This is a genomic window from Pseudomonas chlororaphis, assembly GCA_001023535.1.
Lineage (GTDB): Bacteria > Pseudomonadota > Gammaproteobacteria > Pseudomonadales > Pseudomonadaceae > Aquipseudomonas > Aquipseudomonas chlororaphis_E.
On the sequence record CP011020.1, the window covers coordinates 5,875,564 to 5,889,633 of the forward strand.

Here is a 14,070-nt window from a genome sequence, read left to right on the forward strand (position 1 = left end):
CGGCCGGGGTCTTTTTGTAGGCAACCGTCAAGGCATCAGAAACGCTTGATGTCCGCCTGGCTTTCCAACTGCTTGCGATAAGCCGCGAAGTCCTGCTGGCCGGCACGCGATGCAAGGTAGCGACGGTACTCGGCTTTCTCTGCATCGGTCGGAGCCGCTGCTTCGTTGACGCCGTTCAGGCGTACAACCGCCAGGCTACCGTCGGGCAACGTCACGCTGGTGAACGTCGGCTTGTCCTTCGATTCCGGCTTGGGCATGCGGAACAGCGCCTGCAATACCGCAGGGTCGATGCCCTCCTGGTTGCGATTCGCCGCTTCGGTGACTTTCCAGGCCTGGCCGTCGACAGGCTTGTCCAGGGCAGCCTTGCCATCGCGCAGGTTGGCGATCAGCTCATCCGCCTTGGTCTTGGCAGCCGCGCTGGCGTGTTCCTTGGCCAGTTGGGCACGAATCGGGCCGGCCACGCTTTCGAGCGGCAACTGCTCAGGCTTGCGGTGCTCCTTGGCACGCAGGACCACGACCGTCTCGGGATCCAGCTCGATGGCGGTACTGTTGGCACCCTCCTCCAGCACTTCGGGGCTGAACGCGGCAGTGACGACGGCACGGTTGGCCGCAATCCCTTCCCCGCCTTCACGGCCGAACGGGGCCGAGGTGTGGACCGTCAGCTTCAGGTCCTGGGCTGGTTGAGCCAGATCGGAGGCTTCGAACGAGGCATCTTCCAGTTGCTTGGTCGCCTCGACGAAACGCTGCTCGACCTGCTGGGTCTTCAGCTCGCGGGTCAGCTTGTCCTTGAGGCTGGCAAAGGTCGGCACTTCAGGCGCTTCGACCCCCAACAGCTTGATCAGGTGAAAACCGAAATCGGTGCGCACCGGTGCCGAAACCTGATCCTTGGTCAAGGCATACAGCGCCTTCTCGAACTCGGGATCGTAGACACCCGGACCTGCATAACCGAGGTCACCGCCGTTGTTCGCCGAACCCGGGTCCTGGGAAAACTCCTTCGCCAGGGCTTCAAACGACTCGCCCTTGGCCAGGCGTGCCTGGACCTCTTCGATCTTCGCCTTGGCCTGGGCTTCGCTGACCTTGTCGTTCACTTCGATCAGGATGTGAGCGGCACGACGCTGTTCGGACAGGTTGGCGATTTCCTTCTGGTACGCCGCCTGCAGGTCTTCATCCTTGACGCTGACCTGGTCGAAGAACGCGGCCTTTTTCAGTTCGAGGTAATCAATGACCACCTGGTCAGGCGCCATGAATTCCTTGGCGTGCTTGTCGTAGTAAGCCTTGACCTCGTCGTCGGTCAACTTCACGGCTGACGGGTCGGCCTTGATGCTCAAGGTGGCAAAATCACGGGTCTGCTTTTCCAGGCGGGCGAAGGCCAGTACCTGAGCGTCGGTGACGAAGCCGCTACCTGCCAGGCCTGCGCGCAACTGACCGATCAGCATTTCCTGGGCCAGCATCTGGCGGAACTGCATCCGGTTGTAACCCAGTTGGCGGATCACCTGGTCGAAACGTTCGGCGCTGAACTTGCCATCGACCTGGAACTCAGGCGTTTGCAGGATCACTTGATCCAGCGCGGCTTCGGAGAAGGCGAATTTCGCATCGTGTGCGCCTTGCAGCAGCAGCTTGCGATCGATCAGGCCCTTGAGCGCCGAATCACGCAGCATCTTTTCGTCCAGCAGGGAGGCGTCGAAATCCTTGCCCAGCTGTTGCATGAGCTGGCGGCGCTGCATGTCGACAGCCTGACTCAGCTCGTTCTGGCTGATGTTCTCGCCGTTGACCTTGGCCGCTTCATTGCGGTTGGAAGAGGCTTGGAAAATGGCATCGAAACCGGTCAACGCCATCAACGCGACGATGACCCCGATGATGGTTTTGGCAATCCAGCCTTGTGAATTGTCCCTGATATTCTGCAGCATGCGTCCCCCAGAAACGGTTGAACTTCAAATTTAGGCAACCGTGGAGCGTGGGTAGAATCCGGATAGAAGAAAGGCGCATCCGAGGATGCGCCTTCTCGTAACTGGCGGAGCGGACCAGACTCGAACCTGCAAGCCCTGGCGTGCCAGGCCGGTCGTAACCGGCCGTATTACCGCTCCGCTGCCAAGCCAGGCATGACCCCGACCCGGATAAACTCAACGAAACCTTAGTTAACGGCTTCTTTCAGCGCTTTACCGGCTTTGAAGCCTGGCTTCTTGGCAGCGGCGATTTCCAGTGTCTTGCCGGTCTGCGGGTTGCGACCGATACGAGCTGGACGGTCAGTCACGGAGAAAGTACCGAAACCTACCAGAACAACGGAGTCGCCAGCCTTCAGAGCGCCAGTGACGGATTCGATTACAGCGTCCAGCGCACGGCCAGCAGCAGCTTTCGGGATATCAGCGGATGCAGCGATAGCATCAATCAGTTCCGACTTGTTCACTCTAAGTCCCCTTATATCTATTTGAGATGATTCTAAGTTTTTTTGGTGAAAGCAAAAACGAGTGCTGAATGGCCTGCAGACACTTAAGAGCCGCTTTATAACAAGGGCTCTAAAAAACTGTCAAGGAAGCCCCCCAGGCAAATGCGTATTAATGCGTGCTAATTCTTTCCTTAGAGTCAGACTCGCGCTTTTCGTCCTTCGCGACTATCTCCGGAGCCACATCCGGCAAGGGCTCCGGCGCGTATTGCAGCGCAATTTGCAGGACCTCGTCAATCCATTTAACCGGTTTGATCTGAAGATCTTGCTTAATGTTGTCAGGAATTTCCTTCAGATCACGGACATTCTCTTCCGGAATGATCACAATCTTGATCCCGCCACGGTGTGCCGCCAGCAGTTTTTCTTTCAAGCCACCGATCGCCAGTACCTGGCCACGCAACGTGATTTCACCCGTCATGGCCACGTCGGCGCGCACCGGAATCCCGGTCAAGGCCGACACCAGCGCCGTGCACATGCCCACGCCGGCGCTCGGGCCGTCCTTGGGGGTCGCCCCTTCAGGCATGTGGATATGGGTGTCGCGCTTCTCGTGGAAATCCAGGGGAATGCCCAGGCTGCGGGCACGGCTGCGCACCACCGTCAGCGCCGCGGTGATCGACTCGACCATCACGTCGCCCAAGGAACCGGTCTTGATCAGCTGACCCTTGCCCGGTACCACGGCTGCCTCGATGGTCAGCAATTCGCCACCGACCTGAGTCCAGGCCAGGCCGGTCACCTGGCCGATCTGGTCCTGCTGCTCGGCCAGGCCGTACTTGAATTTGCGCACACCCAGGAAGTGCTCCAGCAGGTCGGAAGTGACCTTGACCGCGAAGCGTTTTTCCAGCGCATGCTCCTTGACCGCCTTGCGGCAGACCTTGGCAATCTGGCGCTCCAGGCCCCGCACACCGGCTTCGCGGGTGTAGTAGCGAATGATGTCGCGGATCGCCTCTTCGTCGAACTCCAGCTCGCCTTTCTTCAGGCCGTTGGCCTGGATCTGCTTGGGCGAAAGGTACTTCACGGCGATGTTGATCTTCTCGTCCTCGGTGTAGCCCGGCAGACGAATCACCTCCATCCGGTCCAGCAAGGCTGGCGGGATATTCATGGAGTTGGAGGTGCAGAGGAACATCACGTCCGACAGGTCGTAGTCGACCTCCAGGTAGTGATCGTTGAAGTTATGGTTCTGCTCCGGATCGAGCACTTCGAGCAACGCAGAGGCCGGATCGCCGCGCATGTCGCTGCCCATCTTGTCGATTTCATCCAAAAGGAACAGCGGGTTGCGTACACCCACCTTCGTCATCTTTTGAATCAATCTTCCTGGCATCGAACCGATGTAAGTACGGCGATGACCGCGGATTTCCGCTTCATCGCGCACGCCGCCGAGGGCCATGCGGACGAATTTACGGTTGGTGGCGTGGGCAATCGATTCCGCCAGGGACGTCTTACCCACCCCGGGAGGACCGACCAGGCACAGCACCGGGCCACGAATCTTTTTCACGCGTTTTTGCACGGCGAGGTATTCGAGGATACGTTCCTTGACCTCTTCGAGGCCGTAATGGTCGGCGTCGAGGATGTCCTCGGCACGCGCCAGGTCCAGCCGCACCTTGCTCTGGGCCTTCCACGGCACCTGGACCAGCCAGTCGATGTAGGAACGCACCACGGTGGCTTCGGCAGACATCGGCGACATCTGCTTGAGCTTGTTCAGCTCGGCCTGGGCCTTGGCCAGGGCATCTTTTGGCAGCCCCGCGGCATCGATGCGCTTTTTCAGCTCTTCGATTTCGTTGTGGCCTTCGTCGCCATCGCCCAGCTCCTTCTGAATGGCCTTCATCTGCTCATTCAGGTAGTACTCGCGCTGGCTGCGCTCCATTTGCTTCTTGACGCGCCCGCGGATGCGTTTCTCGACCTGCAACAGGTCGATTTCGCCGTCGAGCAATGCCAGCACGTGTTCGACACGGGCCGACAGGTCGATGATTTCGAGGATTTCCTGCTTCTGCTCGATCTTGAGAGCCATGTGGGCCGCCATCGTGTCGACCAGGCGTCCAGGTTCGTCGATGCTGTTCAGCGAAGACAGGACCTCGGCAGGCACCTTCTTGCCCAATTGCACATACTGTTCGAACTGGGACAGCAGGCTGCGGACAAACACCTCCGATTCACGCTCGGGCGCATCGACCTCTTCGATCAGCGACACTTCGGCACGGCAGTGCCCGTCCACTTCGCTGAAGCGCTCGACCGTACCGCGCTGCTCGCCCTCGACCAGGACCTTGACGGTGCCATCAGGCAGCTTGAGCAATTGCAGAACCGTGGCGATCGTACCTACGCGATAGAGTGCGTCTTCGCCGGGATCGTCGTCGGCAGGGTTTCTCTGAGCCAGCAGGAGAATCTGCTTGTCGCCCGTCATCGCAGCCTCGAGGGCTTCGATAGACTTCTCGCGCCCCACGAACAGCGGGATAACCATGTGCGGATACACCACGACATCGCGCAATGGCAGGAGAGGCAATTCGATGGTTGTCTTCATGATTTCGCCTCTACGGCGGCCCTAGGGCCGGAAACAGATGGAAGTAAGCTTGAAACCAAGATGGGGGCAGCCTTGAAAAAAAACAAGCGCTAAGGCTGATGCCTGACGGTTAAAAGAAATAAAAGTCATGCACAACCCTATGTGGCGAGGGGATAAATCCCCTCGCCACATAAAAGCAAAGGGGCCCGAAGGCCCCTTCTTTGTTCCGGCAGCGGGACGCTTAGGCGTCCGGCGCGGCCTTGGCAGCCGGCTCACTGTTTTCGTAGATATACAGTGGCTTGGACTTGCCTTCTATGACGCTTTCATCGATCACGACTTTACTCACCTCAGACTGCGAGGGGATTTCATACATCGTGTCGAGCAAGACACCCTCGAGGATCGAACGCAACCCACGGGCACCGGTCTTGCGTTCCAGGGCACGTCGGGCGACCGATTTCAGCGCGTCGGAACGGAACTCCAGGTCTACACCTTCCATTTCGAACAGCTTGGCGTATTGCTTGGTCAGGGCATTCTTCGGCTCGGTCAGAATCTGCATCAACGCCGCTTCATCCAACTCGTCCAGTGTCGCCAGGACCGGCAGACGACCGACGAATTCCGGGATCAGGCCGAATTTGACCAAATCGTCAGGCTCGACTTCACGCAGGGATTCACCGACTTTCTTGCCCTCTTCCTTGCTGCGCACTTCGGCGTTGAAACCGATGCCGCCGCGGGTGGAGCGGTTCTGGATGACCTTTTCCAGCCCAGAGAACGCGCCGCCGCAGATGAACAGGATGTTACGGGTGTCGACCTGCAGGAATTCCTGCTGCGGATGCTTGCGACCACCTTGGGGCGGTACGGAAGCGACCGTGCCTTCGATCAACTTGAGCAAGGCCTGTTGCACGCCCTCGCCGGAAACATCCCGGGTGATGGACGGGTTGTCGGACTTGCGGGAAATCTTGTCGATTTCATCGATGTAGACGATGCCCATCTGGGCCTTTTCCACATCGTAGTCACACTTTTGCAGCAACTTCTGAATGATGTTCTCGACATCCTCGCCAACATAACCCGCTTCGGTCAGCGTGGTTGCGTCAGCAATGGTGAACGGAACGTTCAGCAAGCGGGCCAGGGTTTCGGCAAGCAGGGTCTTACCCGAGCCTGTCGGGCCGATCAGCAGGATGTTGCTCTTGCCGAGTTCGACCTCGTCATTCTTCTTGTCACGCTGGTTCAGGCGCTTGTAGTGGTTGTACACCGCTACGGCCAGTACCTTTTTGGCACGCTCCTGACCAATCACATACTGATCAAGGATGCCGCTGATTTCTTTAGGCGAAGGCAATTTATGCGCGCTGCTTTCGGCCTGGGCTTCCTGCACCTCCTCGCGGATGATGTCATTGCACAGGTCGACGCACTCGTCGCAAATGAAGACCGAGGGGCCGGCAATCAATTTGCGTACTTCATGCTGGCTTTTGCCACAGAAGGAGCAATAAAGCAGTTTGCCGTTGTCCTCGCCGTTGCGGGTGTCAGTCATTCGATCGATCCAAATCCGATAGGCTTGCAACACAAGATGAAGGCAATTGCGGGCTTTTTCAAGCCCGCAGGCGGCCGGTCATCCCAACCACCTGCATTTTGAGCGGCTTAGGCAGGCATTTGACGCTTGTTGATCACCGAGTCGATCAGGCCGTACTCGGCGGCACGCTCGGCGCTCATGAAGTTGTCACGCTCGGTGTCACGCTCAATGGTTTCGAGGCTTTGGCCGGTGTGATGGGCCAGCAGCGAATTCAGGCGCGAACGGATGTGGAGGATTTCCTTGGCATGGATGTCGATGTCCGACGCCTGGCCCTGGAAACCGCCCAATGGCTGGTGAATCATCATGCGCGAGTTCGGCAGGCAGTGACGCTTGCCCGCTGCGCCACCGGCGAGCAGGAACGCGCCCATGCTGCAGGCCTGGCCGATGCAGATGGTGGAAACGTCCGGCTTGATGAACTGCATGGTGTCGTAGATCGACATACCCGCCGTCACCGACCCGCCAGGCGAGTTGATGTAGAGATGGATATCCTTGTCCGGGTTTTCCGCTTCAAGGAACAGCAGTTGCGCCGCGACCAGGTTGGCCATGTAGTCTTCAACGGGGCCGATCAGGAAAATGACGCGTTCCTTGAGCAGGCGCGAGTAGATGTCATAGGCACGTTCGCCACGGGCGGACTGCTCGATAACCATCGGGACCAGGCCGCCTGCGGCTTGGATGTCAGAGCTCTGCTGATAAAAAGAATTGCGGGACATGTCTCGCAGTCACTCCCAAATAGTTATGTCTTGAATACGCATAAGCCAGCACGAAGGCTGGCTTATGGTGTGTATTTCCTACCGCAAAACAATCAATCGGCTTGTGGAGCTTCCACCGGCTTGACCGCTTCTTCGTAAGAGACCGCTTTATCGGTCACGCTAGCTTTCTGCAGAACAGTATCCACAACTTGTTCTTCCAGCACAACCGAACGGACTTCGTTCAGTTGCTGCTCGTTCTTGTAGTACCAGGACACGACTTGCTCAGGCTCCTGATAAGCCGAGGCCATTTCCTGGATCAGCTCGCGAACGCGGGTTTCGTCAGGCTTGAGTTCGAACTGCTTGACCACTTCGGCAACGATCAGGCCCAGCACGACGCGGCGCTTGGCCTGCTCTTCGAACAGCTCGGCCGGCAGTTGGTCCGGCTTGATGTTGCCGCCGAACTGCTGGACGGCCTGCACGCGCAGACGGTTCACTTCGTTGTCCAGCAGAGCCTTTGGCACTTCGATCGGGTTGGAGGCCAGCAGACCGTCCATGACCTGGTTCTTGACCTTGGACTTGATGGCCTGGCGCAGCTCACGCTCCATGTTCTTGCGAACTTCGGCGCGGAAACCGTCAAGGCCGGTTTCCTTGATACCGAACTGGGCGAAGAACTCTTCATTCAGCTCAGGCAGCTTCGGCTCGGAAACGCTGTTGACGGTCACGGTGAACTCGGCGGCCTTGCCGGCCAGGTCCAGGTTCTGGTAGTCCTCTGGGAAGGTCACGTTCAGCACGCGCTCTTCACCCGCCTTCGCACCGACCAGGCCATCTTCGAAGCCTGGGATCATGCGACCGGAGCCCAGCACCAGCTGGGTGGCCTTGGCGGAGCCGCCGGCGAAGACTTCACCGTCGACCTTGCCAACGAAATCGATGTTCAGCTGGTCTTCGTTCTGGGCAGCACGATCGGCCACTTCGAAACGGGTGTTCTGCTTGCGCAGGATGTCCAGCATCTTGTCCAGGTCGGCATCCGACACATCGGCGCTCAGACGCTCGACGGCAATGGAGTCGAAACCGGCAACGGTGAACTCCGGGAACACTTCGAACGTTGCAACGAACTCCAGGTCCTTGCCCTTTTCCAGCACTTTAGGCTCGACGGACGGCGCGCCGGCCGGATTCAGCTTCTGCTCGACCACCGCTTCGTAGAAAGAAGACTGGATCACGTCGCCCACCGCTTCCTGGCGTGCATCAGCTTCGTAACGCTGACGGATCACGCTCATCGGCACTTTGCCTGGGCGGAAACCTGGGATTTTGGCCTTTTGGGCAGTCTGCTGCAGACGCTTGTTGACCTGAGTCTCGATGCGCTCAGCCGGCACGGTGATGCTCATGCGGCGCTCAAGAGCAGAAGTATTTTCAACAGAAACTTGCATGGATATTCCTCGTTGCACAGACGTTGGCCGGGCGTTTCCGACCCCAGAATCAAGGGCATGCATTCTAGTAGGTCAAACTCAAGAAGTCACCCTACTGAAAACGGGTAGGAAACAGGCGCCGAATTTAGGAGCGGGGCAAACGGTGATGCCTCGCACGAATTACAAATACAGCTGATCAGCCAAAGGCTCTGCACCAACGCTTCCTTTATATAGAAGCGCAGGCTCGACACACGCGACACCCGGCCCCACGAGGAGACCAACGGGCATCCTGCGCATCATCACGAAACACAATCGTGACCAACCTCCCCCTGCACACCACCCGAAAACGGCGCCAGCGGACAGGCACAGAAGCCCCGAAAACAAAAACGGCGCAGCCCTTTTCAGGTACTGCGCCGTTTTCTGCTATTAAATAGCGACTTGTATGGTGCGGACGGAGAGACTCGAACTCTCACACCTTGCGGCGCTGGAACCTAAATCCAGTGTGTCTACCAATTCCACCACATCCGCGTATCAAGCTTTTAAAGCAAAGGCGCCAGATGATTGCATCTGGCGCCTTTCTAGAATATGGGGTGGACGATGGGGATCGAACCCACGACAACGGGAGTCACAATCCCGTGCTCTACCAACTGAGCTACGCCCACCATATTGCCTTGTTGCGTTACTTGTGCCAAAGCTGCCTAAATGGCGCACCCGGCAGGACTCGAACCTGCGACCATCCGCTTAGAAGGCGGATGCTCTATCCAGCTGAGCTACGGGCGCCTTTTTAATCTGTATTCTTGGACGATTACAAACTAAGTGCTTTCAGCTTTACCGAGTTGAAACAACCAACTCTGCGCCGCCTTCTTAACCAGTGCTAGGCTGTGCCCGACAAGTGCGACGAATGTTATAGACGGCCTGATAGGTCGTCAACTCTTTTTTAAAAAAAATTCATTTAATTAAAGGGGTTAGGGGAATTTGCAGACCAAGCGCCTTTGCCCTCACGTCCCGGCATGCGAGAATGCGTTCTCTTTTTTTCCCCTCTCGATGGTTAACCACGCGCAATGACTGCACAACTTATCGACGGCAAATCGATCGCCGCCAGCCTGCGCCAGCAGATCGCCCAACGAGTCACCGAGCGCCGCCAGCAAGGCCTGCGCACGCCCGGCCTTGCGGTGATCCTGGTCGGCAGCGATCCTGCCTCTCAGGTTTATGTCTCGCACAAGCGTAAAGACTGTGAAGAGGTCGGCTTCCTTTCCCAGGCCTACGACCTGCCTTCCGAAACCACTCAGCAAGCGTTGGCCGATCTGATCGACCGCTTGAACGAAGACCCGAACATCGACGGCGTGCTGCTCCAGTTGCCACTGCCTGAGCACCTCGACGCCTCCCGGCTGCTGGAACGCATCCGTCCGGACAAGGACGTCGACGGCTTCCATCCTTATAACGTCGGCCGCCTGGCCCAACGCATCCCACTGCTGCGCCCCTGCACCCCCAAGGGAATCATGACGTTGCTGGAAAGCACCGGCGTGGATCTCTACGGCCTCGACGCCGTGGTGGTGGGCGCCTCCAACATCGTTGGCCGGCCGATGGCCATGGAACTGCTGCTGGCCGGCTGCACCGTCACCGTGACCCATCGCTTCACCAAGGACCTGGCCGGCCACGTCGGCCGTGCCGACCTGGTAGTGGTCGCCGCCGGCAAGCCTGGCCTGGTGAAGGGTGAGTGGATCAGGGAAGGGGCCATCGTCATCGACGTGGGCATCAACCGCCAGGAAGACGGCAAACTGGTAGGCGACGTGGTCTACGAGACCGCCCTGCCCCGCGCCGGCTGGATCACGCCAGTGCCCGGCGGTGTTGGCCCGATGACCCGCGCCTGCCTGCTGGAAAACACGTTGTACGCGGCAGAAACCCTGCACAGCTGATACACGTTAAAAAAACCTGTGGGAGCGAGCTTGCTCGCGATAGCGGTGTGTCAGTCAACTGGATGTTGGCTGGTCCATCGCTATCGCGAGCAAGCTCGCTCCCACAGATGTTTCTGGCGACGGATTTTGCCGCCAAATTACATATTTTTCAGATTCGTTTCGCCAAAATCCCCCTCCATGAAACTTTATTTATTCACAAGCCTCGGCGATACAGGCATGTAGCGCTGCTGTCGCCCATACTCCTAAAATGCGACGGTTTTTTAAAGCCGTTACTCAACGGCACCTTCAACTCCATCGAGTCTACTCGCGTGAAAATCCGTCTTTCGATCCTCAGCCTGCTCTTCGCTTTCACAGGCACCTTTATCACGCACACTGCCAGCGCACAGGAAACGATCGCGGCCCCACGGGACACCACCAAGCTGCAAGTTGCCTCGGGCAGCGCGCTGCTGCTGGACCTGCAGACGGACAAGGTGGTCTATTCGAATAACCCGGACGTGGTGGTCCCCATCGCATCGGTGACCAAGTTGATGACCGGCCTGATCGTGCTGGACGCCAAACAGAACCTCGACGAATACATTTCCATCACCATCGCCAACACCCCGGAAATGAAAGGGGTGTTTTCCCGGGTCAAGCTCAACAGCGAACTGTCGCGCCGGGACGTCCTGCTGATCGCCCTGATGTCATCGGAAAACCGCGCCGCCGCCAGCCTCGCCCACCATTACCCGGGCGGCTACGCCGCGTTCATCGCCGCCATGAACGCCAAGGCGAAGGCCCTGGGCATGACCAGCACCCACTACGTGGAACCCACGGGCCTGTCGATCCACAACGTTTCCACCGCGCGCGACCTGACCAAGTTGCTGATCACCGCGCGCAAGTACCCGCTGCTGAGTGAACTGAGCACCACCAAGGAAAAGACCGTTACCTTCCGCAAGCCCGTCTATAGCCTCGGTTTTCGCAACACCGACCATTTGGTCCACAAGGCCAACTGGGATATTCAACTGACCAAGACAGGCTTCACCAACGAAGCCGGCCATTGCCTGGTGCTGGTCACGAAAATGGGTAATCGGCCAATGGCGCTGGTGATCCTCGATGCGTTTGGCAAGTACACGCACTTCGCCGACGCCAGTCGGATTCGCAGTTGGGTGGAAACCGGCAAAAGTGCGAGCGTGCCGGCGGTGGCGCTTCAATACAAGGCCGCCAAGAACCTAAAGAGCCGCCAGACCGGCGTGGTAGAAGCGTCCAAGTAATCTGTCCACGCCAGCCTGGACCCGTGGCGAGGGAGGCTTCAAACAGCCCGGCGCAAGCCAACCCTTGCCACGACCTGCCGGTTCAGGGTTTCAGATCGCCCAATGGATCGTAGGCCCGGGATTGCGCCTTATCCTGCTTTTCCTTGTCCAGCGGCGCCTTGGCCGGGCCGACCGGATCGACCTGAGGATCATCGAGGTCTGGCGAATCCGGGTCGAAACCCAGGTCATCACCGGACGAATGATCTGACGAATGTGGGCCCGTAGGTGTTTTCGACTGTGCCATCGCTGCCTCCTCAAATCATGGCCGGGAACGTCCCGACCCTGACGGTAAGAGCCTCAGGCGTGCCGGGTCGTGCCCGGCAAGTGACGAACGGGGCCGCCATCAATGTGCGGCATTCAGCGTCTGGGTGGCCCGTGCAGCGGCTTGTTCCTGCCCTGCCCCGGCCAACTCCTGCGCGGCCTTCAACCAGCGCTGGGCGTCGACATTGGCCGGAAGCTGGGTCGGCCGCTGCACCAGCACCGCCCAGGCGCCTGCGTTCTGGTAGTCCGATTCGAAAGCGCCGAAGCTCATCGTTTCACGGCGATTCATGCCGGATCGCAACAGGACCGTCTGCTTCTGACGGTTGTAGCCGGCCAGGATCCCATACCGTAGCTCAGGCCAGAACGGTGTACCCGCGTTATAGCGCACCAGGACCGGGTAGCCGGCGGCGACCTGTTCCAGCAACGCAGGCAACTGGGCACGCAGTGGATACACCACGAATCCGTACTGGCGCACCAGGGTTTGCATGTTCTGCTGCAAATCAGCCTCGCCGCCCGGCAGATGCAAGGGTTTTTCCAGCAACCCAGGCGTGATCACCGTGCCTTGGAACGTCAACAGCGCCGCCAGGGATTGCGGCGCGCCCTGATACATCTCGCCTCGGTAAAACGGCACGCTGTTGAGCTCCACCCGCTCAGGCAGGCTCCGGATCCGGGGCGACACATCGCTCGCGCAACCCGCGAGGGTAGCCAGGCAAGCCGTCGCCAGGACCAGTGATCGAAAAGAGGGAATGAGCGGCAACATGAAGACTCTCTTGTTCAGGCACCCGACGTTAGAGCCGGGCTGGGGCTGTCGATCATAAAGCGCCCATGGGCCAGGGTATAGCCTTAAACAGCAGTCCCCATGGCTGGATAGAACGAACCGGTCCGTTCTGGCCGCCACCGATCGACTGCCTGAAACACTGCATGGACTAGACTGTCCATTGAACTGAGTGCGTTGTCCCGGAACGGGATCAAAGGAGGCACAGATGAGCCTGACGACGACAATTCTGATGCTGATATTTGGCTGGCTGAGTGTGGCGACCGCCATGTTGTGGGGTGTGCTTCGCATCGCTCGACGCCACCATCACGCGCCGTCCGTCCAACCGAAAAAAACCGCAGGACCCGCCCGGCGCCACGCTGCGGCACATTGACGTTTCTTTCCCATACATCGCGATCACGCCCACGCAGAGGTGGAAACGAGCCGCCCGGACCTGAGTCCGGGCGGTTTGCATGCGCCTGGAATCAGGCGTTGTCGGTCAAGGTCTTATGCGCCCTCTGCTTGGCGCGGCGGGACATCATGTTCAACACTTCGATGGCGGCCGAGAAAGCCATGGCGGCGTAGATGTAGCCTTTAGGCACATGGGCACCAAAACCTTCGGCGATCAGCGTCATGCCGATCATGATCAGGAAGCCCAGGGCCAACATGACCACCGTCGGGTTGTCATTGATGAACTTGGCGAGCGGTTCAGCCGCCAGCAGCATCACCAGCACCGAAACCACGACGGCGATGATCATGATCGGCAGATGCTCGGTCATGCCCACGGCAGTGATGATGCTGTCGATGGAGAACACCAGGTCCAGCATCAGGATCTGACCGATCGCGGCAGCAAAACCCAGGGTCACACCGGACGACGCGGTCTTGGGATCATGGGGCGCCGGGTCCATGCTGTGATGGATTTCGGTGGTGGCTTTCCACAACAGGAACAGGCCACCGGCGATCAGGATCATGTCTTTCCAGGAGAACGCCTGGCCCAGGATCTCAATGACAGGTTCGGTCAATTGCACAATGAAGGCGATGGTGCTCAACAGGCCCAGGCGCAGGATCAGCGCCATGCCGATACCGATTCGCCGTGCCTTGGTACGGTGCTGCACAGGCAGCTTGTTGGTCAGGATCGAAATGAAGATCAGGTTATCGATGCCGAGCACGATCTCCATCACGACCAATGTTGCCAAGGCGATCCACGCGGTGGGGCTGGCGGCGAGCTGTAAAAGATAATCCATGAGTCAGTCCTGGCTGATGTGCGGG

Annotated in this window: 11 protein-coding genes and 3 tRNA genes; 2 read left to right on the forward strand and 12 right to left on the reverse strand. The window is 58.8% G+C overall.

What is annotated here, in order from left to right:
* Positions 1-35: 35 nt before the first annotated feature.
* The 9 genes from VM99_25635 to VM99_25675 form a co-directional block, all read right to left on the reverse strand.
* Positions 36-1,907, reverse strand: a complete 1,872-nt coding sequence (locus VM99_25635) for a peptidylprolyl isomerase (protein ID AKK01280.1) — start codon at positions 1,905-1,907, stop codon at positions 36-38.
* Positions 1,908-2,131: 224 nt separating this feature from the next.
* Positions 2,132-2,404 carry a transcriptional regulator HU subunit alpha gene (locus VM99_25640; protein AKK01281.1) on the reverse strand — a complete coding sequence of 91 codons (273 nt, stop codon included), beginning with the start codon at positions 2,402-2,404 and terminating at the stop codon, positions 2,132-2,134.
* Positions 2,405-2,552: 148 nt separating this feature from the next.
* Entirely contained in the window at positions 2,553-4,949 is a 2,397-nt protein-coding gene (locus VM99_25645; protein AKK01282.1) for a DNA-binding protein, read from the reverse strand.
* A gap of 220 nt (positions 4,950-5,169) precedes the next feature.
* Positions 5,170-6,453, reverse strand: coding sequence for a Clp protease ATP-binding protein (locus VM99_25650; protein ID AKK01283.1), 1,284 nt, complete (start codon positions 6,451-6,453; stop codon positions 5,170-5,172).
* Between the two features lie 107 nt (positions 6,454-6,560).
* Entirely contained in the window at positions 6,561-7,202 is a 642-nt protein-coding gene (locus tag VM99_25655; protein ID AKK01284.1) for a Clp protease ClpP, read from the reverse strand.
* Between the two features lie 92 nt (positions 7,203-7,294).
* The gene (locus tag VM99_25660; GenBank protein ID AKK01285.1) at positions 7,295-8,605 is read right to left on the reverse strand and encodes a trigger factor; all 1,311 of its coding nucleotides are present in this window, start codon (positions 8,603-8,605) and stop codon (positions 7,295-7,297) included.
* A gap of 422 nt (positions 8,606-9,027) precedes the next feature.
* Positions 9,028-9,112 (reverse strand) — tRNA-Leu (locus VM99_25665).
* A 58-nt stretch (positions 9,113-9,170) separates the two neighbouring features.
* A tRNA-His gene (locus VM99_25670) sits at positions 9,171-9,246 on the reverse strand.
* A gap of 41 nt (positions 9,247-9,287) precedes the next feature.
* A tRNA-Arg gene (locus tag VM99_25675) sits at positions 9,288-9,364 on the reverse strand.
* A gap of 281 nt (positions 9,365-9,645) precedes the next feature.
* Here VM99_25675 and VM99_25680 point away from each other — a divergent pair.
* Positions 9,646-10,500 (forward strand): methenyltetrahydrofolate cyclohydrolase, encoded by an 855-nt coding sequence (locus tag VM99_25680; GenBank protein AKK01286.1) that lies wholly within the window; start codon positions 9,646-9,648, stop codon positions 10,498-10,500.
* A gap of 308 nt (positions 10,501-10,808) precedes the next feature.
* Positions 10,809-11,747 carry a D-alanyl-D-alanine endopeptidase gene (pbpG, locus tag VM99_25685; protein ID AKK01287.1) on the forward strand — a complete coding sequence of 313 codons (939 nt, stop codon included), beginning with the start codon at positions 10,809-10,811 and terminating at the stop codon, positions 11,745-11,747.
* A gap of 82 nt (positions 11,748-11,829) precedes the next feature.
* Here pbpG and VM99_25690 read toward each other — a convergent pair whose 3' ends face one another.
* The 3 genes from VM99_25690 to VM99_25700 form a co-directional block, all read right to left on the reverse strand.
* Positions 11,830-12,030, reverse strand: coding sequence for a hypothetical protein (locus tag VM99_25690; GenBank protein AKK01288.1), 201 nt, complete (start codon positions 12,028-12,030; stop codon positions 11,830-11,832).
* Between the two features lie 99 nt (positions 12,031-12,129).
* Positions 12,130-12,807 (reverse strand): lipoprotein, encoded by a 678-nt coding sequence (locus VM99_25695; GenBank protein AKK01289.1) that lies wholly within the window; start codon positions 12,805-12,807, stop codon positions 12,130-12,132.
* 479 nt (positions 12,808-13,286) lie between these two features.
* Positions 13,287-14,045, reverse strand: coding sequence for a membrane protein (locus VM99_25700; protein AKK01290.1), 759 nt, complete (start codon positions 14,043-14,045; stop codon positions 13,287-13,289).
* Between the last annotated feature and the right edge of the window lie 25 nt (positions 14,046-14,070).